Consider the following 23,175-nt stretch of genomic DNA (forward strand, 5'->3'; position numbering starts at 1 on the left):
TCGTCGCTACACACCAGGCCAGAAGGCCCTCACCCATTTCAAGATCACCTACCGGTGATCACCGTCACCAACCTCCATGGACAGAACACCTAGGCGTCACGCTGCTTCAGGACGATCCAGCCCGCGACGAGCGCGGCCAGCGTCCAGGCGACCATGATGGCCAGCCCCTCGTAGGGCCCGTACGGGCGGTTCAGCGACTCGGGCACCACGGCCGTCACCGTTTTCCCGGCCTGGTCCGGCAGGTACTGCGCGTACTTCTTCGTCGCCTCGACGGTCCCCAGGATGTTGGAGATCAGGAAGAAGAACGGCATCAGGATGGCGAACGCCAGCAGCGGACTGCGCAGCACGAAGCTCAGCCCCATCGCGAACAGTGCGATCAGCGTCATGTAGACCCCGCCGCCGAGCACGGCCCGCAGCACGCCTTCGTCCTCGATCGAGACGCTGCGCTCGCCGAGGAGCGCCTGTCCGATGAAGAACGCCAGGAAGCTCGTCGCCATGCCCACCACGAGGACGAGCGTCCCGGCGACGAAGACCTTCGAGAGGAGGAAGACGGTGCGCTGCGGCACGGCGGCGAGCGAGCTGCGGATCATGCCGGTGCTGTACTCGCCCGCGACGACCATCACGCCGAACGCGATCATCGCGAGCTGTCCGAGGCCGGAGCCGGAGAAGCTCGTCTGCACGGCGTCGAACGTGAGTTGCTCCTGCTTGGCCAGCTTGTCGAACTGGGAGGCGGTGAACGCGCAGATGAGGGCGGAGAGGCCGACCGTGACCGTCAGGGCCGTCGCCAGCGTCCACAGCGTGGAGCGCACGGAGCGGATCTTGGTCCACTCCGACCGTAGAACCCGGGTGGTGTGCGGCATGGTTAGCGCCTCCTCCTGCCGGCCTGGCCGTTCCGCCCGTCGGGCGTGGGGCCCTGCTCATGCGCGTGATATTCCACGGACCCCGCCGTCAGCTGCATGAACGCCTCTTCCAACGACGCCTTCTGCGGGCTCAGTTCATGCAGGACGACCCTGTACCAGGCGGCCATCTCGCCGATCTGGGCGGGCGCCATCCCCTCCACCTGCATCGCACCGTCCTGCTCGAAGACGGGCCTGACGCCGACGCTCGCCAGGACGTCCCGCATCCGCTCCGGCTCCGGCGTGCGCACCCGCACGAAGGTGCGCGAGTTCTCGGCGATGAAGTCGGCCATCGAGGTGTCCGCGAGCAGCTTGCCGCGGCCGATGACCACCAGGTGCTCGGCGGTCAGCGCCATCTCGCTCATCAGGTGGGACGAGACGAAGACGGTGCGGCCCTCGGAGGCGAGGTGCTTCATCAGATTGCGGATCCAGTGGATGCCCTCGGGGTCGAGGCCGTTGACGGGTTCGTCGAACATCAGGATCTTCGGATCTCCGAGCAGCGCGGCCGCGATGCCCAGGCGCTGTCCCATGCCGAGCGAGAACCCCTTGGGGCGCTTCTTGGCGACCTCTCTCAGGCCGACCAGATCCAGTACGGCGTCGATGCGCTTCTTCGGGACGTTGTTGGACTGTGCCATGCACAGGAGGTGGTTGTAGGCGGTGCGGCCGCCGTGCACCGCCTTCGCCTCCAGCAGGGCCCCGATGTACTGAAGGGGGTCGCGCAGTTGGTCGTAGCGCTTGCCGTCGATACGGACGTCCCCGCTGGTGGGCTTGTCCAGGCCGAGCATCATCCGCATCGTCGTCGACTTGCCCGCGCCGTTGGGCCCGAGGAAGCCGGTGACGATGCCGGGGCGCACGCTGAACGTGAGACGGTCGACCGCTGTCTTGTCTCCGTACCTCTTCGTCAGCTCGCGCAGCTCAATCATGCACCGACGCTATGCGGGCGCACGCCCCTCCGCCAGTCCGTTTGACGGCTCCGTACGAAACGTTTCCAGCAGACCAGGGGCGCTTCCACACGTTACGGGCCCTCCCGGCGAGGGGCCCGTACAGGGACGGAAACGCGCGATACAGGACGGGCGGTGGCAGCCGGGATCCGGCCACACCCCGGAGTCGTGCCCTCCGTATGTGGGCCGCTGCGCGTGGCCGTGCGCGCCGGCGGCGTTGCTCCCCGGAGCGCGACGGGAGGGGCGCCGCCTGCACAGTTCAACGGGAAGGGCGCAACGGGAAGGGCCCGGCACCTGGGTGCCGGGCCCTGAACCGCTCTCCGCCGTGCGGACGCCGTCGCCCCGTCACAAGGGACGGGCGACGTCCGTCAGCGGGACTGCTGCGCGGGAACGCTGCGCGTGGCGGAGTCCTCGTCGGTCTCCGCGTCGTCCGCGCCCTGGCCCGCGGCCGCGACCGCGGCACCCGTGAGGGTGGCCAGCATCTCGCGCACGTTGGTGAGCTGCGCGTTGATGCTGTCGCGGCGGTTGGTGAGGGCGGCGAGCTCGCGCTCCGACTCGCTGCGGACGCGGTCGGCCTTGGCGTTGGCGTCGGCCACGATGTCCTCGGCCTGGCGCTGGGCGGTCTCCACCGTCTGACGGGCACGGCGCTCCGCGTCCGTACGCAGCTTCTCCGCCTCCAGGCGCAGCTGCTCGGCACGGTGCTCGATCTCCGCCAGCCGCTTCTCCGCCTTCGCCTGACGGGAGGCGAGGTCACGCTCGGACTGCTCGCGGCGCTTGGCGAGGTTCGTCTCGAAGTCGGCCGCCGCCTGGGCGGCCTTGGCGCGGGTGTCCTCGAACAGCGAGTCGGCTTCCTCGCGCTTGGACTGCGCGTCCTTCTCCGCCTCCGAACGGAGAACGCCCGCCTCGCCCTTGGCCTTCTCGACGATGCGCGCGCCCTCGTCCTCGGCCTTGGACTTGCGGTCGGCGGCGAACGCCTCGGCGTCGTTGCGCACCTGCTGCGCGGCGGCCTCGGCGAGCTCGCGGTGCTGATCGGCGGCCTTACGGGCCTCGTCCCGCAGGTCCTTGGCCTCCTCCTCGGCGAGGCGGAGGATCTTCTCGACACGGGCGCCGAGCCCCGCGTAGGACGGCTCGGCGTCGTTTACCTGTGCCTGGGCGTTCTGCGTCTCGAGGTGGAGCTCCTCGATGCGCTTTTCCAGAGAGGTGATGCGGGCCAGTGCGCTGTCACGGTCGGCGACGAGCTTCGTGATGCGGTCGTCCACCTGCCCGCGGTCGTAGCCACGCCGCACGAGCTCGAAGCCGAAGGGGGAGGAAGTGTCGCTCATGGGGTTCCTGTCGAGTCAGACGGGTTATCAGACGGGGAGTGTTAGGGGAATCCTAGGGGCCAAGACGGCGTGTCATCGAGCCATTGCGGGTTTGATCTGGAGAATGTGCGCTCGTTCGAGTGGCTAGCTCCCGGAATCCTTGCCACCGGACCGAGTTGTACCTGCACCAACTCCCGCCGCCACGCCGTTGGTTGATCCGGCATCGCCGGCGCCCTTCTTGCCGCCGCCTTCACCACCGGCCCCCGGAGTCTCGAACGACTCCAGCGCCTCCAGGACGTCCTGCACGCGGGAGATCTCGGCGTTGATGTTCTCCTGCCGCCGCTCCAGCACCTCCAGTTCGCGCTGGCCAGCCTCCACCGTACGCTCCGCTTCGGCTTCGGCCTCCGCCCGGACCTGTTCGGCCTCGCGCAGGATGTCGGACTTGCGCGCCTCGGCGTCCTTCAGCAGCCCCTCGGCCTTCTTCACCGCGGCGATACGGACGTTGCTCGCCTCGTTGTCCGCCTCCCGCACCAGCCGGGCCGCCTTCTCCTCGGCGTCACGCAGCTGCTCCTGGGCGGCCTTGACCAGCTTGTCGCAGCGCTCGCCCGCCGTCTGCAGAGCCTCCGAGGACTCCCTGCGGGCACGCTCGTGCAGGTTCTCGATGTCGCGTTCGACGCGGACGCGCTGCTCCTCTGTCCGCTCCCGGATCGCGGCGGAGTCGCTGCGGGCCTCCTCCAGCATGGTGTTGGAGTCCGTGCGCGCCCTCTCCACCAGGTCGCGGCTCTCGTCGCGCGCCTCGCTGATCAGGCGGTCCGACTCGCGGCGGGCGGCGCCCACCATGCTGTCGGCCTGCTCCTCGGCGCTGGTCTGCGTCCGGCGTGCCTCTTCGCGTGCCTCCGCCAGCAGCCGGTCGGCCTGCGCGGCGGCGTCGTTCCGCCGGCGGGAGGCCTCCTCGCGCGCCTCGTCGAGGATCCGGTCGGACTCTGCGCGCGCCCGCTCCGACTCCTCCAGGGCCTCCGCGACCGTCGTCTCCGCCATCGCCTTGGCGGCCTCGGTCTCCTCCTGCGCCTCCTGGCGCAGCTCCGCCGCCGTCCGCTCGGCCGAGAGGCGCTTGCGCGCGATCTCCTCCTCGGCGCGCTCGTGCAGCCCGGCGACCGAGTCGCGAACCTGCTGGGCCGTCTCCTCGGCGGCGGCGACCATGTCCGACGCGCGCCTCTCCGCCTCCTCCACGAGGCGGGCCGCCTCGGTCTGCGCGTCCTCGACACGCTGACGGGCCGCGGCCAGCAACTCGTCGCTCTGCTCGCGCGCTTCGCGGCGCTCGCGGTGCGCCTCCTCGCGGGCCTCCGAGAGGAGCTGCGCAGCCTCGCGGCGCCGGCGCTCCGCCTCCTCGCGCGCGGCGGAGAGAGCCTCCGCGGCCTCCGTGTTCGTACGCTCCGCCGCCGCGTTGGCCTCCGACCTGATGCGGTCGGCGGTGTCCTGCGCCTCGGCACGGAGCCGCTCGGCCTCGGACGCCGCGTCGCTGCGCAGCTGCACGGCCAGCGCCTCGCCCTCGGCCCGTGCCTGCGAGGCGTCCGCGTGCGCCTCGGAGCGCAGCCGCTCCGCGTCCTCCTCGGCCTGCGCCTGCAGGGTACGGAGCCGTTCGGCCGACTCCGTGCGCAGCCGCTCGGTCTCGGTGCGGGCCTCCTCGCGGAGCCGCTCGGCCTCCGTGCGGGCTTCGGACAGCTCGCGCTCGGCGTTGCGGAGCTTCGCCTCGGCCTCCTCGTGGAGCCGCTCCAGCTCCTCGGCCGCCTCCGCCTTGCGGTCGCGGGCAGCCTGCTCGGCCTCCTCGCGGATGCGGCGCCCCGCCTCGTCGGCGTCCGTACGCGTCTGGTGCGCCTGCTCCTCGGCGGTGGAACGCAGCTCCTCCGCCTCGGAGTTGGCGCGCTCCAGCGCCTCGTCCGCCTGGCGGCGCAGCGTCGTCGCCCGCTCGATGGCCTCCGTGCGGACCCGCTCGCTCTCGGTGGCGGCGTCGCTGCGGGTGTCCTCCGCGTCGGCCTTCGCCTTGATCAGCAGCTCTTCCGCGCGGTTCGCGGCCTCCTCGATCTGCTGGACGGCGTCGCGGCGGGCCTCGCTGCGGATGCGCTCGCCCTCCTCGATCGCCTCCGCGCGAAGCTGCTCCGCCTCGTCCCGCAGCCGCCGGGCCTCCTCCTGGAGCTCGACGGTCTTCTCGCGGTACTCCTTCGTGTCGTCCTTGGCGGCGCCCTCGAGCTCCTCGACGAGCCTGCTCGCCTCGTTGCGCAGCCGGGCGGCCTCCTCCTCGGCCTCGTGCCGGACGCGTTCGGCCTCCTCTGTGGCCGAACGCGTCGTGGCCTTCGCCTCCTCGGACGCCTTGTCCAGTACGTCCTCGGCCGTACGGGCCGCCTCCGCGAGCCTGTTGGCGGACTCCTCGGCCGACCTCGACCTGGCTTCCTCCTTGGCCTCGGCGATGACCTGCTCCGCCTCGGCCTTGGCCTCCTCGCGCAGTCGCTCGGCCTCGGCCTTGATGGCCTCCGACTCCTTGGTGGCCTCGCTGACCATCCGGGCGACTTCGCCCTTCGCGGTCCTGGTGCGCTGCTCGGTGTCCGCCTCGGCGTCGGCGATCTGCTTCGCCGCGGCGTCCGCCGCCTCGTTGAGCTTGCGGTCCGCCTCGGCGCGCGCCTCGCGCAGCGCGGCCTCGGCCTCCTGCATCCGCTCGCCGGCACGACGTACCAGGTCGGCGGCCTCGCGGCGGGACGACTCGGACTCGCTGGTGGTCGAGCTGCGGAGCTGCTCGGCGTGCTCGCTGGCCTCCTGCGCCTGCGTGGAAGCGGCGCTGAGGAGCCGCTCGGCCTCCGCGCGGGCCCGGCGCAGGATCGCGTCGGCCTCGGTGCGGGCCTGGTCGGCCTCGGAGGTGAGCCTGTTGCGGGTCTCCTCCGCGTGGCGCTGGGCCTCCTCGCGGGCCTGGGCGAGGGCGCGCTCCGTCTCGGCGCGCGTCTCCTCCATGAGGCGCTGCGCCTGCTGTTCGGTACGGGCGCGGAGCTGCTCCGCCCAGGCGACGTTCTCGTTGACGTGGGATTCGACCGTGGAGCGGCGCTCCGACAGCTCCTGGTCGAGCTGCTGCCGGCGGCGTACGGCTTCGGCGTGCAGCTCCGACTCCAGCCGGGACTGCTGCTCGGCACGCTCCTGAAGGAGCCGCTGCGTCTCCAGCCGGGCGTCCCGCAGCTCGCGTTCGGCGTCAGCCCGCATCTGGTCGGCCTGCAGCTGGGCGTTGCGGAGGAGCGCCTCGGCCTGCTGGGAGAGGTTGTCGTATCCGGCTGGGCGCGTGGCAAGAGCGCGGCGCGCCTCGTGCAGCTTGGCGCGCAGCACTTCGACCTGATAGCCGAGGTCGTCGGCATGGTCGACGGCCTTCTCCCGCTCCTTCTTCAGCCGCTCCATCTCGGCCTCGAACTGCGAGAGGTGGTCGTCAGCCTCGTAGCGGTCGTAGCCCCGCACTGCGCGGTCCCATCCGTCCCCTGGTCGTCTTGGTGAACTGACCCCTCGTGGAATGGTGTCAGATCATCGGCGGAAAAAGGGCCGGACTGCCAGCCCGATCCTCCCTCGGGAGGCGTGAAGGCCCCGCCCCGGCCGAGTGGTCACTCTACCGGGCTGAGAAGCGGGCGTCAGTGGTCCGTGGATGCCGGGGGGACGGAGGGGGCGGATGAGCCCGCAGCGGTCACCAACTCCGTGAGGACTCCGTGGCAGTCCTTCGGGTGCAGGAAGGTGATGCGGGAGCCCATCGAACCCGTGCGCGGCTCGTCGTACAGGACGCGGACGCCGCGTTCCCGGGCCGCCTCCGCGTCGGCGTCCACATCCGCGGTGCCGAAGGCGATGTGGTGGACGCCCTCGCCGTTCTTCGCCAGCCACTTGGCGACGGCCGAGTCCTCCCGCACGGGCTCCAGGAGCTGGATGTACGAGGAGCCGCCGTCGTCGGTGCCGTTGATGCGGAGCATGGCCTCACGCACGCCCTGCTCCTCGTTGACCTCGGTGTGGAAGACCTCGAAGCCGTACGTGGCACGGTAGAAGTCGACGGTCCGGTCAAGGTCGAAGCAGGCGATCCCGATGTGGTCGATACGCGTCAGCATTTCCCCAGTGCAGCGCCTCACCGCATGGTTACGCAACGTGCGCACGGTCACACCCGCTGACCGGTGACCGGGGACAGTACCGCTCAGTACATTGGCGGTGGCCCCTTAACCCTCGTTAACTTCCCCCTCTGCACCCAGCGATCCGGGGGACTCGCCCCGGGAGCCACGGGCCCCGGAGGGACCCTCAGGAAGGGATCTGAACTTCATGACTGGTACGGCAGCACGTACGTCCGGCACCTCCGTGATCGTCGCCGGTGCGCGCACCCCCATGGGGCGGCTGCTCGGCTCCCTCAAGTCCTTCTCGGGCGCCGACCTCGGCGGGTTCGCCATCAAGGCGGCCCTGGACCGCGCGGGGATCAGCGGCGACCAGGTCGAGTACGTGATCATGGGCCAGGTGCTCCAGGCCGGGGCCGGGCAGATTCCGGCGCGCCAGGCCGCGGTGAAGGCGGGCATCCCGATGAACGTGCCGGCCCTGACCGTCAACAAGGTCTGCCTCTCGGGCCTCGACGCGATCGCGCTGGCCGACCAGCTCGTCCGCGCCGGGGAGTTCGACATCGTGGTCGCCGGCGGCCAGGAGTCGATGACGAACGCCCCGCACCTGCTGCCGAAGTCCCGTGAGGGGTACAAGTACGGCGCCGTCCAGATGCTCGACGCCATGGCCCACGACGGGCTGACCGACTCCTTCGAGAACGTCGCCATGGGCGAGTCGACCGAGAAGCACAACACCAGGCTCGGCATCGCCCGCCCCGAGCAGGACGAGATCGCGGCGCTGTCCCACCAGCGCGCCGCCGCCGCGCAGAAGAACGGCCTCTTCGACGCCGAGATCACCCCCGTCGAGATCCCGCAGCGCAAGGGCGACCCGGTGGTCTTCAGCCAGGACGAGGGCATCCGGGGCGAGACGACCACCGAGTCGCTGGGCAAGCTGCGTCCCGCGTTCGCCAAGGACGGCACCATCACGGCCGGTTCGGCCTCCCAGATCTCCGACGGCGCCGCCGCCGTCGTCGTCATGAGCAAGGCCAAGGCCGAGGAGCTGGGCCTGGAGTGGCTCGCGGAGATCGGCGCGCACGGGAACGTCGCCGGTCCCGACAACTCGCTCCAGTCGCAGCCTTCCAGGGCGATCCAGCACGCCCTCTCGAAGGAGGAGGGCGGGCTCGGCGCCGCGGATCTGGACCTGATCGAGATCAACGAGGCCTTCGCCGCCGTCGCGGTGCAGTCAATGAAGGACCTCGGCGTCAGCACCGAAAAGGTGAACGTCAACGGCGGTGCGATCGCCCTCGGCCACCCCATCGGCATGTCCGGCGCCCGTATCGTCCTCCACCTGGCGCTGGAACTGCGCCGCAGGGGCGGCGGAACCGGCGCCGCGGCGCTGTGCGGCGGAGGCGGCCAGGGCGACGCGCTGGTGCTCCGGGTCCCCCGCAGGTAAGCGGGACGGAAGGCGGCCCGGCTGCCCGCCCCGCCCGGGGCGCGGCAGCCGGGCGCTCGGCCCGTGGCGCGGGCCGCGACTCCCACGGGCCGCGGTCCGCGGTGCGGGCTCACGGATTGGTGCACGAGAAGCGAGGAGCGCGAACGGCATGGCGGCAGACGTCCCCACGCTGGTGGAGCAGGCGAGAGAGGGAAGACCGCGGGCGGTGGCCCGGCTGATCTCCCTCGTGGAGGGGGCGTCGCCGCAGCTGCGCGAGGTGATGGCGGCGCTGGCTCCGCTCTGCGGCAACGCCTACGTCGTGGGTCTCACCGGTTCGCCCGGCGTCGGCAAGTCCACGTCGACGTCGGCGCTGGTCGGCGCGTACAGGCGGGCGGGGAAACGGGTGGGCATCCTCGCCGTCGACCCCTCGTCGCCCTTCTCCGGCGGTGCGCTGCTGGGCGACCGGGTGCGGATGGGGGAGCACGCCTCCGATCCGGGGGTCTACATCCGCTCGATGGCCACGCGCGGCCACCTGGGCGGCCTCGCCTGGGCGGCGCCGCAGGCCATCCGCGTACTGGACGCGGCAGGGTGCGACGTCGTCCTCGTCGAGACGGTCGGCGTGGGCCAGAGCGAGGTGGAGATCGCGGCCCAGGCCGACACGAGCGTCGTTCTCCTCGCACCGGGGATGGGCGACGGGATCCAGGCCGCGAAGGCGGGAATCCTCGAGATCGGCGACGTGTACGTGGTCAACAAGGCGGACCGCGACGGTGCCGACGCCACGGTCCGCGAGCTCAACCACATGCTGGGCCTGGGAGAGGCGCGCTCGCCCGGCGACTGGCGTCCGCCCATCGTCCGGACGGTCGCGGCGCGGGGCGAGGGCGTGGACGAGGTCGTCGAGGCCCTGGAGAAGCACCGCGCGTGGATGGAGGAGCGCGGCGTGCTGGCGGAGCGGCGTTCGCGGCGCGCGGCGCACGAGATCGAGACGATCGCGGTGACGGCGCTGCGGGAGCGGATGGGTGAACTCCGGGGCGGGCAGCGGCTCGACGCGCTGGCCGAGCGGGTCGTCGGGGGCTCCCTCGACCCGTACGCGGCCGCGGACGAACTGGTCGCCGGTGTGGCGGGCGCCGCGGAGGGCGGCCAGGGCTGACGCGCGGGCGTGCGCGGCAGGAGCGAGCGCGCGAGATCGACGGAGGCGCCGGGGCTGTCGCAGCCCCGGCGCCTTTCGCGTGGAGTGGGAACTCCCCGGCCGCCGGACGGGCGGCCGCACGGACGGTCAGTCCTCGTCGCCGTCCTCGTCGTGCTTGTCGTCCTTGTCGTCGCGGTCGTCGTCACGGTCATCACGGTCGTCGTCGCGGTCGTCCTGGGCGTCGTCGTCCGCCTTCTGCTGGGTGACGTTGCCCGACTGCGCGTCGACGGCCAGTTCGGTCTCCTTCCCGTCCTTGCCGGTCACCTCGACCTCCCAGTTGCGGTCGCCGTCGTCGCCGAAGTCCACCGAGGTGACGGTGCCCTGGCCGGCGGCCTTCTCCGCCGCCTCCGCCGCGGAGACCTTCAGGCCGGAGGGAACGGTGTCGTCGTCGCTCTCCTCGCCGTCCTTGTTGTCGCTGAGCACCTTCCCGCTCCCGGCGTCGAGCGTGACCTCGTGGAAGGAGCCCTTCTTGGTGACGTCGACCTCCCAGACCGGGCCGTTCCTGCCTTCGTCCAGGTCGATCCCGGTGACGGTGCCGGGCGCGGACTTCAGGGCCGCGGCCGCCGCCTCCGAGGCGTCGACGCGAGCGGAGGCGGCCTCACGCTTGTCGTCGTCCCGGTTGTCGCGGTCGTCGTCCTTACCGTCCCGGTCATCCCGGTCGTCCCGGTCGTCCTTGTCGTCGCGGTCGTCGTCCTTGCCGTCCCGGTCATCCCGGTCGTCGCGGTCCTGGACCTGGACGGTGCTCGCGGAGCGCTGCTGCTCGCCGTCGTCCGCGACGGCCGCGGCGGAGAGCGTGCCCGTACCGATGAGGGCGGCGGCGGTGACCGTGGCGATGGCGATCTTGCGCTTCATGGCTGTTCCTCCCGAGTGGGTTGCGATGTGAGTCCCACAGTGGAGTGCTGACCCTGAACGCAGCCTGAAGCCACCTGAAGATCACTTCAGGTGCGATGGGGGAGAGTGGACCCATGCGCTTGCTGATCGTGGAGGACGAGCAGCGGCTCGCCCGGTCGCTCGCCAAGGGGCTCACAGCCGAGGGTTTCGCCGTGGACGTCGTGCACGACGGAGCCGAGGGGCTGCACATGGCCACCCAGGGCGAGTACGACCTGATCGTGCTCGACATCATGCTGCCCGGCATGAACGGCTACCGCGTCTGCGGTGCGCTGCGCGCCGCCGGGGACGAGACCCCCGTACTGATGCTGACCGCCAAGGACGGCGAGTACGACGAGGCCGAGGGCCTGGACACCGGAGCCGACGACTACCTGACCAAGCCCTTCTCCTACGTCGTGCTGCTCGCCCGGGTACGGGCCCTGCTGCGCAGGCGCACGCGAGGCGCGCAGACCGTCCTGCGGCTCGGCTCCCTGACCGTCGACCCCGGAAGCCGGCAGGTCACGGTGGGCGAGCGGGAGGTGGAGGTCACCGCGAAGGAGTTCGCCGTGCTCGAACACCTCGCGGTACGGGCGGGGGACGTCGTCTCGAAGTCGGAGATCCTGGAGCACGTCTGGGACTTCGCGTACGAGGGCGACGTCAACATCGTCGAGGTCTACATCAGCGCGCTGCGCCGCAAGCTCGGCCCGGCGTGGATCACCACGGTGCGCGGCGCCGGATACCGGCTGGTGGACGCCGGTGCGTAGGGGGTCGGTGCGGACGCGCGCGGCGCTGGGCGCGACCCTCGTGGTCGCGGTCGCGCTGGTGGCTGCGGGCGTCGCCGTGGTGGCGGTGCTGCGCGGCGGGCTGGCCGACAACGTCCGGCTGCAGGCCGAGTCCAGGGCACGCCAGGTCGCGGCGCAGGTCTCGGGCGTCGACGCCGGGCAGGTGCGGGAACTCGACGGGCTCGACGACGAGAAGGACGAACCGGTGCAGGTCGTCGCGCCGGGCGGGAAGGTCCTCGGGGCGGGCGAGACGCTCCAGGGGCGCGGCCCGGTCGCCGGCTTCGACCGCCCTGAGGCCGACGACGCCGACGACGCCGAGGACGCGGAAGACGCCGAAGCCGACGGCGACGTCGAGGAGCGGACGCTGCGGCTCCCCGTCGACGAGGACACCTCGGAGACGGGGGAGTTCACCGTCGTCGCCGTGCAGACCCTCACGCGGGACCGCACACCCGTCACGGTCTACGCCGGGTCGTCCCTCGAGGACCAGCAGGAGGCGGTCTCCTCCGTCACCCGGTCGATGCTCCTCGGACTGCCCGGGCTGCTGCTCGTCGTCGGAGGCGTGACGTGGCTGGTGACGAGGCGCGCCCTGCGTCCCGTCGAGGGCATCCGCAGGGAGATGGCCGGGATCACGGCCAGCACGGACCTCTCCCGCCGGGTCCCGGAACCGGACACCGGCGACGAGGTGGCCCGGCTGGCCCGCACCACGAACGAGACGCTCGCCGCCCTGGAGTCGTCGGTGGAGCGCCAGCGCCAGTTCGTCGCCGACGTGTCGCACGAGCTGCGCAGCCCCATCGCCTCGCTCCGCACGCAGCTTGAGGTGGGCGCGGCGCACCCCGATCTGCTGGACGTGGACGGCGCGGTCCAGGACACCGTGCGACTGCAGGACCTGGCGACCGACCTGCTGCTGCTGGCCCGCCTCGACGCCGGGGAGCGTCCGGGCGACCACCGGATCGCGCTGGACGCGCTCGTACGGGAGGAGCTGGCGCAGCAGGGGCACGGGCCGCATCCCGTCCGGCTGGGGGAGACGGCCGAGGGCGAAGTCATCGGTTCGCGCGGCCAGTTGACGCGGGTGGTCGTCAACCTTCTGCAGAACGCGCAGCGTCACGCCGCGTCGCAGGTGTCGGTGGCCGTGCGGGAGACGCGGCGGGACGGGCGCCGCTGGATGGAGCTGGAGGTCTCCGACGACGGGCCCGGCGTACCCGAGTCCGAACGGGAGCGGATCTTCGAGCGGTTCGTGCGGCTGGACGACGCCCGCAGCCGCGACGAGGGCGGCGCCGGCCTCGGCCTCGCCATCGCCCGCGACGTGGCGACCCGGCACGGGGGGACCCTCACCGTCACCGAGGGCGCCCGCTTCGTACTGCGGCTGCCGGCGGCGGAAGACTGAAGCCGCTCGGGAGGCGGTTCCGGGCCCGGGCGGTCAGACAGCCCTAGGGACGACCCCGTTCGTTGCGCAGCTTCTCGGCGACCGGGCGCAGGGTCTCGTAGAGGTGTTCCAGGTCCTCGGGCGACATCTGGTCGATGAAGTGCCGCCGCACCGAGGCGACATGGTGCGGGGCGACGGCGCGCATCGTGTCCCATCCCTCCTCGGTGAGCACGGCGAACAGCCCGCGCTTGTCCGACTCGCAGGACTCACGGCGCACCAGGTTCGCCTTCTCCATGCGCGTGATCTGGTGGGACAGCCGGCTCTTGGACTGGAGCGTCGCGGCCGCCAGGTCGCTCATCCTCATCCGGTGCTCGCCGGACTCGGAGAGGTTGACCAGGATCTCGTAGTCGTTCATGGTCAGGCCGAACGGCTGGAGGTCGCGCTCCAGCTGGTACATGAGCAGGCGGCTGACGTCCAGGTGGATGCGCCACGCACGCTGCTCGTCCTCGGTGAGCCAGCGGGTGCCGTTGTCGGTGTCCATACCAGGAGACTTTACCCAGGGCTTGTCCGAAGACCGTACGGATGTGCTCATAGCCCGAACCTTCTCTGGAGGTTGCCGAGCTGGCCCGGCATCTGCGGGATCTGACCGCCCTGCCCTCCGCCGTGCCCTCCCCCGGGCTGCCCTCCACCCGGTACGCCCGCCTCGTGCGGGACGGCGCCCGTGGCCCGCTCCGCCATCAGCACCTCCGTGGACTGGATCAGCACCGTGCCCGCCCCCACGAACTCGAACTGGTGCTCCTCGCCGGAGGCGCCGCCGATGCCCGTCAAGGCCCGGATGCCGCCGAGTACGCCCTTGAGGTAGCCGTGGTCGTAGTGGTGGCAGGGGGAGGGGCAGTCCGCCCAGCCGACGAGGGCCTGCGGATCGACGCGCACGGGCGGTTCGACGAAGTGCACCTCGCCGTTGGACGCGGCCACGAACTTCCCCGTGCCGATGAGCGTGACGAACCCCGGGATGATCGACTGCTTCAGGGACAGCGACGGCTCGAAGGCCAGCAGGTTCCCCGAGCGCACCGTCAGGTTGCCGTCCTCCAGGTCGTAGGAGTTGACGTCGAAGGCGCGGTCGGCGAGCAGCATCTTGCCGCTGCCCTCGGCGACGACCCAGTCCGCGGCGTGCAGCGGCGAGTGGAAGCTGGTGGCGACGAGCCGGTCGAGGTGGCCGTGGCCGACGCCGTTGAAGTCGATCTGCCCGTAGTAGGCGATCATCTTGCCCTTCTGCAGGAACCACTGCCCGTTGAGGTCGACGCAGAAGGTGTAGCTGTTGACGTTGTCGTTCGAAGGCAGCGTCGTGACATCCAGGACCTGCGGTGCGGTGGTCACAGCTTCTCCTCACTCGCCTGTACGAACACTGCCCCGTTTCCGGACAGTTCGAGCTGGAAGGCCTCGCCGGAGCCGCGGCCCACCATGTCGCGCCAGCCCAGCGCGGTCGACAGCTTGTTGCGCACGTCGCCGTGGTGCGCCACGTACGCCTGCGGGTCGACGTGGACCGGTGCCGCGGGGGTGATGGGCAGCTGGATGATGCCGCCGTGGGCCATCACCGCCACGGCGCCCTTGCCCTTGAGCGTCGTCGTGAACAGCCCCTGGCCGCTGACCTGGCCGCGGACCATGCCCATCACGCCGCCGTCGGAGCCGAGGAAGAGCGTGCCCTGCTCCAGGGTGCCGTCGAAGGCCAGCAGCCTGTCGGCCTCGACGCAGAGGGTGTCGCCGTCGAGTTCGATCACCTCGACGTGGTGGCCGCCGTGCCCGAACATGACCGTGCCCTGTCCTTCGACGGTCATCAGCGGTGTCGCCTCGTTGGCCACGCGGCGGCCGATCATGTTCATCAGCCCGCCCTGCCCGCCCTGCATGTTGGGGGTGAAGCGGACGTCTCCCTTGTAGGCGATCATGGCGCCGCGCTGGCTGAACATCCGCTGCCCGGGCAGCACCTGGGCCTCGACCATCTTCGAGCTGATCTCGCGGAACGGCATCAGACGTCGCCTCCCAGCGTGTTGCGCTCGCTGGGCTGCACGTAGACCAGCCCGTCGCCCTCGAAGCGGATCTGGAAGGACTCCCCGGAGCCCTCGCCCATGAGGGTGCGGAAGTTCACCCCGGTCTGGAAGTCCTGCCGCAGGTTTCCCTGGTGTGCGATGTACGCACCGGGGTCGACCTGCAGCGGCATGCCCTGGGCGACGCGCAGCACGACCGCGGTGCCGTCGGACATCAGCGCCGCCTGGCCCGTGCCCTCGACCGTCGTCGTGAACAGCCCGTTGCCCTGGGAGGCGCCGCGGAGCCCGGTGAAGCTCGTGCCGGTCCGCAGGCCGGAGTCCGTGGCGAGCAGGTTGCTGGCCTCGACGTGCAGGGTCTCGCCGTTGAGCTGGACCAGGTTGATGTCGGCGGCGCGGTCCGCGAAGTAGCAGGTGCCCTGCCCCTTCACCTCCATGAGCGTCATCTGCTCACCGGTGAGACGCCGGGTCACCATCCCGCGCAGCCCCTCGCCGCCGCCTGACAGTTTCTTGAAGGCCATCTGGCCGTCGTAGGCGACCATCGACCCGTTCTTGGCCTTTACGGCATCGCCGTTCATCGTCACGGCGAGCACTTTGGCGCTGTGAAGTCGGAACTGAGCCACAGGCGAAACCTACCCTGGGCTGGGCGGGTGAGGGCAGGGGCTGCCACAATGGCGAGCGCTTGTGCTTCCCTTCACAAACGATCGAGGATCTGCCGTGGCCATCCTGGAAAACCCCACCGGTCTCCCGCCCAAGTCGGTCTCCGCCCTGCGCCGCCTCCGCCTGGTGTCGACCCCCGAGGCGATCTCCTTCCTGCTGCTCCTCGCCGCTTCCGTGGTCAAGCGGATCCCCGAGCTGGGTCTCAACCCGGTACCGGTCCTCGGGGCCGTGCACGGTGCGCTCTTCGTCCTCTACGTCCTGTTCTGGGCGGACGCCTGGAACCGCGTGCGGTGGCCGCTCGGCCGCGCAGCGTGGATGTTCGCGATGGCCGTGCTGCCGACCGGCGGCTTCTTCGCGGAGAGGCAGCTCCGGCGCGAGGAGGAGGCAGGCGTCATCGCCGCCCGCGCCCGCAAGGAGCAGAACACGGGCGCGGACGAGTCATGATCGTCGCCTTCTCCGTGACACCGATAGGGGTGGGCGAGGACGTGGGCGAGTACGTCGCCGACGCCGTCCGCGTCGTCCGCGAGTCCGGCCTTCCGCACCGCACCGACGCCATGTTCACTTCGCTGGAAGGCGACTGGGACGAGTGCATGGAGGTCGTACGGAAGGCGGTCGCGGCCCTGGAGGAGCGCGCGCCGCGGGTGTCGCTCGTGCTCAAGGCCGACATCCGGCAGGGCGTGACGGACGGGCTCACCTCGAAGGTGGAGTCCGTGGAGCGGCACCTCTCGGGCTGAGCCCTCCCCTTCACCCCTCGGGTTCCGCGCCCCCGCAGAGCAGCGCGATGCCCAGCGCCGTGCGCTCGTACAGCACTTGATGGCGTACGCGGCGCGACGTCAGCAGTCCGGCGTCGCGCAGCGACGCCAGGTGCGCGGAGACGGACGAGGGCGCGAGCCCGAGGCGGGCGGCCAGCGCCGTCGTCGACGCGGGGCAGTCCAGCGCGCTCAGTACGGCGGCGCGGTTGGCGCCGAGCAGCCGCGACAGGGCCTGCGCGGAGCCCGCGGTGGGCCGCTGCCAGAGGTTGCCCACGCCCCGCGCCGGGTAGAGGACGGCCGGCTGCCACGGCGGGGCGAAGCCGCTCACCACGTCCGGCCAGACGAAGACGCTGGGGATCATCAGCACCCCGCGGCCGCGCAGCTGCTGCACTTGCAGCCCGCGGTAGGTGGTGCGCACCGACAGCGTGCCCTCGCTCCACGACAGCCGGGGATGCAGGTCCGCGAACAGCCGCTCCAGGCCGCCCTCCGCCAACTGCCGTGCGCGGTGGGCGATATCGGCCTCCAGCAGGTCCCGCAGCCGCGGCCAGTCCGGGGCGATCAGCGCGTGCCAGGCGCGTTCGGTCAGATCGGCCAGTTCCCGTACCGCCCGGGCCGGGTCGTCCAGCATGGCCCGGCCGGCGGCGGACCGGGCGGCACCGGGCGTGCTCTCCAGCGAGCGGACGAGCTCCGCGCGGGCCAGGGAGGGGTCGGTGCCGCGCACGCGCTCCAGCTCGTCCGCGAATACGGGCGCGGGACTGCCGGATTCGAGGGTGGGCGGGCCGAGGAAGTCCGGCGTGTAGCCCCCGTGCTGCGGCATCAGCAGCCACAGGGGCGTGAGGTCGAGCCCGCGCACGGCGGAGTGGATCCGGCGGAGCCACGGAAGGTGGTAGCCGTGCCGCTCCGTGCGCCGCAGCGTCCGCACGGCCTCGTGCGTCTCGCAGAGCGGCGAGACGGCGAACCGGCAGCGCAGCAGGTCGTCGGTGCCGAACTGGAGATGCAGAGGCATGACGTCCCCCGGGAGCCGTGATTCGGCCAGTACCGAAACACTAGAGGCCCCCGGCATGGCGCGACAGGCTCACGGCATGCCATCCCGTACCGGTAGCGAGGACACCGGCAGCACCGCGCCGCAGGCCGGAGAGCGCCGCCCGGGTGACCGTCCGGCCCAGCCCATCGAGGCGCAGCCCGGCGAGGCCCCGCCCATCGAGGGGCAGCCCGGCGAGGGCTACCGGGCGGTCTTCCGCGCGCGGGAGTTCCGCTTCGTCTTCGCCGCGCACGTGCTGTCCCTGCTGGGCGGCGTCGTGGCCCACGTCGCCCTGCCGGTCCTGGTATACGCCGGCACCTCTTCTCCGCTGCTGTCCGCCCTCACGTTCGCGATGGGCTTCCTTCCGCAGGCGCTCGGCGGTGCGCTGCTGGCACCGGTCGCCGAGCGCTTCCCGGCCAGACCGGTGCTCGTCGGCTGCGACCTCGTCTGCGCGGCGTCAGTCGGGGCCATGCTGCTGCCGGGCATGCCCGTCGCGGGGCTCCTGGCGCTGCGGGCCGTGACCGCCTTCGTCCAGCCGTTGTTCGGCGGGGTGCGGGCGGCGTCGCTCGGCGACATCCTGGCCGGGGACGCCTTCGTACTCGGACGCTCGCTCCTGAGGATCTCCGCACAGGCCGCCCAGATCGCGGGCTTCGCCGCGACGGGTCTCCTCCTTCTGGTGCTCAGCCCGCGGGGCGCGCTGCTCCTGGCCGTGGGCGGGTTCCTCGCCTCGGCCGTGCTGCTGCGGCTGGGCACCTCCGCGGGGCACGGCCGCCCGGGCCCGGCGGCCTCGGGGGAGGGGGCGACAGGGGAGGCGGCGACGGGGGAGGCGGAAGCTTCCGGGCGGAAACGCGGCGGAACCCGTGCCCTCTTCGCGGACCGAACCGTCCGGGGGCTGCTCGCACTGTGCTGGCTGCCGCCCGCCTTCCTCGTCGTCCCGGAGGGACTGGCGGCGCCCTACGCGGCCGAGATCGGCGCCGGCTCCGCCGGAGTGGGGCTGCTGCTGGCCGCGATGCCGGTGGGCGGGGTCGCCGCGGAACTGGCCGCGGGCGGACTGCTGAAGCCCGCGACCCGCGAACGCCTGGTGCTGCCGCTCGCCGGATCACTGCTCCTGCCCTTCCTGCTCTTCGCGCTGCGCCCCGGCCTCTTCCTCGCGCTTGCCGCCCTCTTCGCCGCGGGTACGGGCATCGCGTACACCCTCGGTCTCGACCGGTGGTTCTTCGACGCAGTGCCGGAGGAGCTGCGGGCCCGCGCGATGACCGTCATGTCGTCCGGGGTGATGACGGTGCAGGGTCTGGGCATGGCGGTCGGCGGCCTCGCCGGCGAGTTCGCGCCGCCGCACTGGGTGGTCGTGAGCGCGGGGGTCGTCGGCACGGGCGCGGTCCTGGCCGCCGTCCGCGCGGTGCGGACGGCGCGGGCGGTTCCGGGACGCCCGGCCTCACCGTGAGGGCGACTGCTTCTCCGCCTGGGCCGGGTGCGGCGAGCGGCCCGTCTTGTGAGACGGCTATGGCCGCCATGTGGGCGCAGACTAGGGTCTATGGCGTGTCCAAGCCGCTCAGCCTGACGTTCGATCCCATCGCCCGCGCCGACGAGCTCTGGAAGCAGCGGTGGGGGTCGGTCCCGTCCATGGCCGCGATCACCTCGATCATGCGTGCCCATCAGATCCTGCTCGCGCAGGTCGACGCGGTCGTCAAGCCGTACGGACTGACCTTCGCCCGCTACGAGGCGCTCGTGCTGCTGACCTTCTCCCGGGCGGGAGAGCTGCCGATGTCCAAGATCGGCGAGCGTCTGATGGTGCACCCCACCTCGGTCACCAACACCGTCGACCGGCTCCAGAGGTCGGGCCTCGTCGCCAAGCGCCCCAACCCGGAGGACGGCCGCGGGATCCTCGCCTCCATCACGGACAGGGGCCGCGAGGTGTGCGAGGCGGCGACGCGCGAGCTCATGGCCGTGGACTTCGGGCTGAGCGTGTACGACGCGGAGGAGTGCGGCGAGATCTTCTCGTTGCTCAGGCCGCTGCGGATCGCCGCCGAGGACTTCGCCGACGGGACCGAGCCCTCCGGCGGCCGCCGCGCCGTCGACGGCCCCTCCGGGTCTGCCGGGGAGTAGGGCTCCGGACCCGGCGGGGGAGCGGGACCGGGGTGCCGTGAGGCCCCGCCGCGCCCACCGCTACGCTCGACCCATGAAGAAGTCCGTGCTGACCCGCTACCGCGTGATGGCGTACGTCACCGCCGTCATGCTGCTCGTCCTGTGCACCTGCATGATCTTCAAGTACGGCTTCGGCACCGGCGAGGAGATCACGTTCATGGTCTCCCAGGCGCACGGCCTGCTGTACATCGTCTACCTGGTCTTCGCCTTCGACCTGGGACAGAAGGCCCGGTGGCCGTTCGGCAAGCTGCTCTGGATCCTGCTCTCCGGGACGATCCCGACCGCTGCCTTCTTCGTCGAGCGCAAGGTCGCACGCGAGGTCGCGCCGCTGGTCGAGGAGGACCGGGACGGCCGCACGTCCCCCGCGAAGGTGTAGGGGCAGGCAGCCCGCACGGCGCGCTCCCCGGCAGTCCCAGCGGTCCCCCCTGTCCCACCGGTCCGCCTGAGCGGTCGGTCGACAATTACTAGGACGTCCAAGTAAATTCGAAGACATGGACGCACACGAGATTGAAGAGGGCCGGCGCCGCTGGCAGTCCCGGTACGACGCCGCCCGCAAGCGGGACGCCGACTTCACCACGCTGAGCGGCGACCCCGTCGACCCCGTGTACGGTCCGCGCCCCGGCGACACGGTCGAGGGCTTCGAGCGGATCGGCTGGCCCGGTGAGTATCCGTTCACGCGCGGTCTGTATCCGACCGGATACCGCGGGCGCACCTGGACGATCCGCCAGTTCGCGGGGTTCGGGAACGCCGAGCAGACCAACGAGCGCTACAAGATGATCCTGGAGGCGGGCGGCGGCGGCCTGTCCGTCGCGTTCGACATGCCGACGCTCATGGGACGCGACTCCGACGACCCCCGCTCGCTCGGCGAGGTCGGGCACTGCGGTGTCGCCATCGACTCCGCCGCCGACATGGACGTGCTCTTCTCCGGCATCCCCCTGGGCGACGTCACCACGTCGATGACGATCTCCGGCCCGGCGGTGCCCGTCTTCTGCATGTACCTCGTCGCCGCCGAGCGGCAGGGCGTCGACCCGGGCGTGCTCAACGGCACCCTGCAGACGGACATCTTCAAGGAGTACATCGCGCAGAAGGAGTGGCTCTTCCAGCCCGAGCCCCATCTGCGGCTGATCGGCGACCTGATGGAGCACTGCAGCCGCAACATCCCCGCGTACAAGCCGCTTTCGGTCTCCGGCTACCACATCCGCGAGGCGGGCTCCACGGCAGCACAGGAGCTGGCGTACACCCTCGCGGACGGCTTCGGCTACGTCGAACTCGGCCTCAGCCGCGGCCTGGACGTCGACACCTTCGCGCCCGGACTGTCCTTCTTCTTCGACGCCCACGTCGACTTCTTCGAGGAGATCGCCAAGTTCCGCGCCGCGCGCAGGATCTGGGCGCGCTGGATGCGCGACGAGTACGGCGCGGTGAGTGAGAAGGCGCAGTGGCTGCGCTTCCACACCCAGACCGCCGGTGTCTCGCTCACCGCGCAGCAGCCGTACAACAACGTCGTCCGCACCGCGGTCGAGGCGCTGGCGGCCGTGCTGGGCGGCACCAACTCCCTGCACACCAACGCGCTGGACGAGACGCTCGCCCTGCCCAGCGAGCAGGCCGCCGAGATCGCCCTGCGCACCCAGCAGGTACTCATGGAGGAGACGGGCGTCACCAACGTCGCGGACCCGCTGGGCGGTTCCTGGTACATCGAGGCGCTGACCGACCGCATCGAGGCCGACGCGGAGAAGATCTTCGAGCAGATCAAGGAGCGCGGCCGCCGGGCCGTCCCTGAGGGCAACCACCCCATCGGCCCGATCACTTCGGGCATCCTGCGCGGCATCGAGGACGGATGGTTCACCGGCGAGATCGCCGAGGCCGCCTTCACCTACCAGCGTGCGCTGGAGAAGGAGGACAAGAAGGTCGTCGGCGTCAACTGCCACCACGGCTCGGTCACCGGCGACCTGGAGATCCTGCGGGTGAGCCACGAGGTGGAGCACGAGCAGGTGCGTGCGCTGACCACCCGCCGCGAGAAGCGCGACGAGGCCGCCGTCTCCGCGGCGCTCGGCAGGATGATGGAGGCGGCGCGCGGCGACGCCAACATGATCGAGCCGATGCTCGACGCGGTGCGGGCCGAGGCCACTCTCGGCGAGATCTGCGACGCGCTGCGCGACGAGTGGGGCGTCTACACGGAGCCGCCGGTCTTCTGACCGCACGCCCTGCTCCCTCCCGATCCGCCGTTCCCACCGCGGCCGCTCCTGCCCGGGGGCGACCTCCGCGAGCGGTGCTCCCCGTCGGAATGGCCGGGAGCACCGCCGACACGTATGCGTGAGGAGCGGCCATGAGGGGGTCGTCCGGGGGCTCCGAGCGGGGACAGCCGCGGCTGCGGCGGGAGTTGGGCGTTCTCGACGCCGTCGTAGTGGGCCTGGGGGCCATGCTCGGCGCGGGGATCTTCGCGGTGCTCTCTCCCGCGTCCGCCGCCGCGGGGTCCGGTCTGCTGTGGGGCCTGGCGGCGGCCGCGCTGGTGGCGTACTGCAACGCGACGTCCTCGGCGCGGCTGGCCGCGCGCTACCCGGCCGCGGGCGGTACGTACGTCTACGGCCGGGAGCGGCTCGGGGAGTTCTGCGGCTACCTGGCGGGGTGCGCGTTCGTCGTGGGCAAGTCGGCGTCGTGCGCCGCGATGGCGCTGACCGCCGGCTACTACGCCTGGCCGGGCCAGGCGCCCGCGGTCGCCTGCGGCGTCGTCGTCGCCGTGACCGCGGTGAACTACGCGGGCGTCCAGAAGTCCGCCTGGTTCATCCGTGCCGTCGTCGCCGTCGTCCTCGCCGTGCTCGCGGCGGTCGTGGCCGCCTCGCTCGCCTCCGGACGGGCCGACGCAGCCCGGCTCGGCGGCGGCGCCGACGGCGGTCCCGCGGGTGTCCTCCAGGCCGCCGGGCTCCTCTTCTTCGCCTTCGCCGGGTACGCCCGGATCACCACGCTCGGCGAGGAGGTCCGCGACCCCGCGCACACCATCCCGCGGGCCGTCCCGCTGGCGCTGGGCATCGCGCTCGGCGTCTACGCGGCCGTCGCCCTCACCGTGCTGGCGGTGCTGGGGCCCGCGGAGGCGGCCCGTACGGCAGCGCCGCTCGGCGAGGCGGCCGTCGCGTCGGGAGTGCCGGGGCTGCCGCAGGCCGTACGCGCCGGCGCCGTGGTGGCCGCCCTCGGCGCGCTGCTCGCGCTCGTCCTGGGCGTCTCGCGGACGGTGATGGCGATGGCCCGCGACGGGCATCTGCCGCGCCCGCTGGCCGCGGTGCACCCGCGTTTCCGGGTACCGCACCGCGCGGACCTGCTCGTCGGGGCGGTGGTCGCCGTGCTCGCGGCGACGGTGGACGTGCGGGGTGCGATCGCGCTGTCGTCGTTCGGGGTGCTCGTGTACTACGCGGTCGCCAACGCCTCTGCCTGGACGCTCGCTTCGGCGGAGGGGCGCCACCGCCGTGCCGCCCCCGCCGTGGGTCTGGCCGGGTGCCTGGTACTGGCCTTCTCCCTGCCCCTGCCCGCGGTCCTCGCGGGGAGCGCCGTACTCGCCGTGCTCGGCGCCGTGCACGGAGCGCGGCGCGCACTGGCGAACCGCGGCTGAGAAGGCCGGAGGCGGCCTGCGGTACGGCCGTCGACGGGAGGGACGGGCAAGGTCGGCCGGCGGCGGAGAGCGGGCGGAGCGCCGCACAGGCCCGTCCCGCCAGG

The 23,175-nt window shown here is 71.9% G+C and carries 22 protein-coding genes; 11 read left to right on the forward strand and 11 right to left on the reverse strand.

Features of this window, described 5'->3' with window-relative positions; genetic code table 11:
- Positions 1-89: 89 nt before the first annotated feature.
- From H181DRAFT_RS14220 to mce, 5 genes are all read right to left on the reverse strand, one after another.
- Positions 90-860, reverse strand: coding sequence for an ABC transporter permease (locus tag H181DRAFT_RS14220; protein WP_045864829.1), 771 nt, complete (start codon positions 858-860; stop codon positions 90-92).
- Between the two features lie 2 nt (positions 861-862).
- Complete coding sequence (locus H181DRAFT_RS14225; protein WP_045864830.1) at positions 863-1,819, reverse strand: ABC transporter ATP-binding protein; 957 nt, start codon at positions 1,817-1,819, stop codon at positions 863-865.
- 386 nt (positions 1,820-2,205) lie between these two features.
- Positions 2,206-3,159 carry a coiled-coil domain-containing protein gene (locus tag H181DRAFT_RS14230; protein WP_045864831.1) on the reverse strand — a complete coding sequence of 318 codons (954 nt, stop codon included), beginning with the start codon at positions 3,157-3,159 and terminating at the stop codon, positions 2,206-2,208.
- A gap of 123 nt (positions 3,160-3,282) precedes the next feature.
- Entirely contained in the window at positions 3,283-6,627 is a 3,345-nt protein-coding gene (scy, locus tag H181DRAFT_RS14235) for a polarized growth protein Scy (protein WP_045864832.1), read from the reverse strand.
- Positions 6,628-6,794: 167 nt separating this feature from the next.
- Positions 6,795-7,256: a methylmalonyl-CoA epimerase gene (gene mce / locus H181DRAFT_RS14240; RefSeq protein WP_045864833.1), complete on the reverse strand. Its 462-nt coding sequence runs from the start codon at positions 7,254-7,256 to the stop codon at positions 6,795-6,797.
- A 205-nt stretch (positions 7,257-7,461) separates the two neighbouring features.
- Here mce and H181DRAFT_RS14245 point away from each other — a divergent pair, with 205 nt between their 5' ends.
- Positions 7,462-8,679, forward strand: a complete 1,218-nt coding sequence (locus H181DRAFT_RS14245) for an acetyl-CoA C-acetyltransferase (protein ID WP_045864834.1) — start codon at positions 7,462-7,464, stop codon at positions 8,677-8,679.
- Positions 8,680-8,827: 148 nt separating this feature from the next.
- Positions 8,828-9,805 carry a methylmalonyl Co-A mutase-associated GTPase MeaB gene (meaB, locus tag H181DRAFT_RS14250; RefSeq protein WP_045864835.1) on the forward strand — a complete coding sequence of 326 codons (978 nt, stop codon included), beginning with the start codon at positions 8,828-8,830 and terminating at the stop codon, positions 9,803-9,805.
- Between the two features lie 126 nt (positions 9,806-9,931).
- Here the strand turns inward: meaB and H181DRAFT_RS14255 are convergent, their stop codons facing one another.
- Positions 9,932-10,696, reverse strand: coding sequence for a PepSY domain-containing protein (locus H181DRAFT_RS14255; protein WP_045864836.1), 765 nt, complete (start codon positions 10,694-10,696; stop codon positions 9,932-9,934).
- Positions 10,697-10,809: 113 nt separating this feature from the next.
- Here H181DRAFT_RS14255 and H181DRAFT_RS14260 point away from each other — a divergent pair, with 113 nt between their 5' ends.
- Both H181DRAFT_RS14260 and H181DRAFT_RS14265 read left to right on the forward strand, forming a co-directional pair.
- Positions 10,810-11,475, forward strand: a complete 666-nt coding sequence (locus H181DRAFT_RS14260; RefSeq protein ID WP_045864837.1) for a response regulator transcription factor — start codon at positions 10,810-10,812, stop codon at positions 11,473-11,475.
- Positions 11,468-12,877 carry a sensor histidine kinase gene (locus H181DRAFT_RS14265; RefSeq protein ID WP_045864838.1) on the forward strand — a complete coding sequence of 470 codons (1,410 nt, stop codon included), beginning with the start codon at positions 11,468-11,470 and terminating at the stop codon, positions 12,875-12,877. The genes H181DRAFT_RS14260 and H181DRAFT_RS14265 overlap by 8 nt, the downstream gene beginning before the upstream one ends.
- Before the next feature lie 43 nt (positions 12,878-12,920).
- On the opposite strand, the gene H181DRAFT_RS14270 is transcribed toward H181DRAFT_RS14265, so the two are convergent.
- Genes H181DRAFT_RS14270 through H181DRAFT_RS14285 form a run of 4 tightly spaced genes read right to left on the reverse strand, consistent with a single transcriptional unit; the run spans position 12,921 to position 15,518 of the window.
- Positions 12,921-13,397 (reverse strand): MarR family winged helix-turn-helix transcriptional regulator, encoded by a 477-nt coding sequence (locus H181DRAFT_RS14270; protein WP_045864839.1) that lies wholly within the window; start codon positions 13,395-13,397, stop codon positions 12,921-12,923.
- A gap of 47 nt (positions 13,398-13,444) precedes the next feature.
- A complete protein-coding gene (locus H181DRAFT_RS14275) occupies positions 13,445-14,233 on the reverse strand; it encodes an AIM24 family protein (RefSeq protein WP_045864840.1) in 789 nt (262 codons plus the stop codon).
- Positions 14,230-14,880: an AIM24 family protein gene (locus H181DRAFT_RS14280; protein ID WP_045864841.1), complete on the reverse strand. Its 651-nt coding sequence runs from the start codon at positions 14,878-14,880 to the stop codon at positions 14,230-14,232. The genes H181DRAFT_RS14275 and H181DRAFT_RS14280 overlap by 4 nt, the downstream gene beginning before the upstream one ends.
- Complete coding sequence (locus tag H181DRAFT_RS14285) at positions 14,880-15,518, reverse strand: AIM24 family protein (RefSeq protein WP_074467862.1); 639 nt, start codon at positions 15,516-15,518, stop codon at positions 14,880-14,882. The genes H181DRAFT_RS14280 and H181DRAFT_RS14285 overlap by 1 nt, the downstream gene beginning before the upstream one ends.
- Positions 15,519-15,612: 94 nt before the next feature.
- Here H181DRAFT_RS14285 and H181DRAFT_RS14290 point away from each other — a divergent pair, with 94 nt between their 5' ends.
- Positions 15,613-15,999, forward strand: coding sequence for a DUF3817 domain-containing protein (locus H181DRAFT_RS14290; protein WP_045864843.1), 387 nt, complete (start codon positions 15,613-15,615; stop codon positions 15,997-15,999).
- Positions 15,996-16,289: an MTH1187 family thiamine-binding protein gene (locus tag H181DRAFT_RS14295; RefSeq protein WP_045864844.1), complete on the forward strand. Its 294-nt coding sequence runs from the start codon at positions 15,996-15,998 to the stop codon at positions 16,287-16,289. The genes H181DRAFT_RS14290 and H181DRAFT_RS14295 overlap by 4 nt, the downstream gene beginning before the upstream one ends.
- 10 nt (positions 16,290-16,299) lie before the next feature.
- On the opposite strand, the gene H181DRAFT_RS14300 is transcribed toward H181DRAFT_RS14295, so the two are convergent.
- Entirely contained in the window at positions 16,300-17,313 is a 1,014-nt protein-coding gene (locus H181DRAFT_RS14300) for an ArsR/SmtB family transcription factor (RefSeq protein ID WP_045864845.1), read from the reverse strand.
- 76 nt (positions 17,314-17,389) lie between these two features.
- Here H181DRAFT_RS14300 and H181DRAFT_RS14305 point away from each other — a divergent pair, with 76 nt between their 5' ends.
- The 5 genes from H181DRAFT_RS14305 to H181DRAFT_RS14325 all read left to right on the forward strand — a co-directional run bounded on the left by H181DRAFT_RS14305 (position 17,390) and on the right by H181DRAFT_RS14325 (position 23,071).
- Positions 17,390-18,772 (forward strand): MFS transporter, encoded by a 1,383-nt coding sequence (locus tag H181DRAFT_RS14305; protein WP_175439772.1) that lies wholly within the window; start codon positions 17,390-17,392, stop codon positions 18,770-18,772.
- A gap of 95 nt (positions 18,773-18,867) precedes the next feature.
- The gene (locus tag H181DRAFT_RS14310; RefSeq protein WP_045864846.1) at positions 18,868-19,434 is read left to right on the forward strand and encodes a MarR family winged helix-turn-helix transcriptional regulator; all 567 of its coding nucleotides are present in this window, start codon (positions 18,868-18,870) and stop codon (positions 19,432-19,434) included.
- A 73-nt stretch (positions 19,435-19,507) separates the two neighbouring features.
- Complete coding sequence (locus tag H181DRAFT_RS14315; protein ID WP_045864847.1) at positions 19,508-19,849, forward strand: DUF3817 domain-containing protein; 342 nt, start codon at positions 19,508-19,510, stop codon at positions 19,847-19,849.
- Between the two features lie 115 nt (positions 19,850-19,964).
- The gene (locus H181DRAFT_RS14320; protein WP_045864848.1) at positions 19,965-21,665 is read left to right on the forward strand and encodes a coenzyme B12-dependent isobutyryl-CoA mutase large subunit; all 1,701 of its coding nucleotides are present in this window, start codon (positions 19,965-19,967) and stop codon (positions 21,663-21,665) included.
- A gap of 131 nt (positions 21,666-21,796) precedes the next feature.
- Positions 21,797-23,071 (forward strand): APC family permease, encoded by a 1,275-nt coding sequence (locus H181DRAFT_RS14325; protein WP_045864849.1) that lies wholly within the window; start codon positions 21,797-21,799, stop codon positions 23,069-23,071.
- The last annotated feature ends 104 nt before the right edge of the window (positions 23,072-23,175 follow it).

Origin of the sequence: Streptomyces sp. WMMB 714 (genome assembly GCF_900090125.1) — a bacterium.
In the GTDB taxonomy this organism is placed as follows: Bacteria; Actinomycetota; Actinomycetes; order Streptomycetales; family Streptomycetaceae; genus Streptomyces; species Streptomyces daqingensis.

Coding starts and splice junctions, on each gene's coding strand:
- mce (WP_045864833.1), bottom strand. CDS start 7,256: ATGCTGACGCGTATCGACCACATCGGGATCGCCTGCTTCGACCTTGAC.
- H181DRAFT_RS14225 (WP_045864830.1), bottom strand. CDS start 1,819: ATGATTGAGCTGCGCGAGCTGACGAAGAGGTACGGAGACAAGACAGCG.
- H181DRAFT_RS14280 (WP_045864841.1), bottom strand. CDS start 14,880: ATGCCGTTCCGCGAGATCAGCTCGAAGATGGTCGAGGCCCAGGTGCTG.
- H181DRAFT_RS14230 (WP_045864831.1), bottom strand. CDS start 3,159: ATGAGCGACACTTCCTCCCCCTTCGGCTTCGAGCTCGTGCGGCGTGGC.
- H181DRAFT_RS14255 (WP_045864836.1), bottom strand. CDS start 10,696: ATGAAGCGCAAGATCGCCATCGCCACGGTCACCGCCGCCGCCCTCATC.
- H181DRAFT_RS14325 (WP_045864849.1), top strand. CDS start 21,797: ATGAGGGGGTCGTCCGGGGGCTCCGAGCGGGGACAGCCGCGGCTGCGG.
- H181DRAFT_RS14270 (WP_045864839.1), bottom strand. CDS start 13,397: ATGGACACCGACAACGGCACCCGCTGGCTCACCGAGGACGAGCAGCGT.
- H181DRAFT_RS14300 (WP_045864845.1), bottom strand. CDS start 17,313: ATGCCTCTGCATCTCCAGTTCGGCACCGACGACCTGCTGCGCTGCCGG.
- H181DRAFT_RS14295 (WP_045864844.1), top strand. CDS start 15,996: ATGATCGTCGCCTTCTCCGTGACACCGATAGGGGTGGGCGAGGACGTG.
- H181DRAFT_RS14245 (WP_045864834.1), top strand. CDS start 7,462: ATGACTGGTACGGCAGCACGTACGTCCGGCACCTCCGTGATCGTCGCC.
- H181DRAFT_RS14260 (WP_045864837.1), top strand. CDS start 10,810: ATGCGCTTGCTGATCGTGGAGGACGAGCAGCGGCTCGCCCGGTCGCTC.
- H181DRAFT_RS14305 (WP_175439772.1), top strand. CDS start 17,390: ATGCCATCCCGTACCGGTAGCGAGGACACCGGCAGCACCGCGCCGCAG.
- H181DRAFT_RS14320 (WP_045864848.1), top strand. CDS start 19,965: ATGGACGCACACGAGATTGAAGAGGGCCGGCGCCGCTGGCAGTCCCGG.
- H181DRAFT_RS14315 (WP_045864847.1), top strand. CDS start 19,508: ATGAAGAAGTCCGTGCTGACCCGCTACCGCGTGATGGCGTACGTCACC.
- meaB (WP_045864835.1), top strand. CDS start 8,828: ATGGCGGCAGACGTCCCCACGCTGGTGGAGCAGGCGAGAGAGGGAAGA.
- H181DRAFT_RS14220 (WP_045864829.1), bottom strand. CDS start 860: ATGCCGCACACCACCCGGGTTCTACGGTCGGAGTGGACCAAGATCCGC.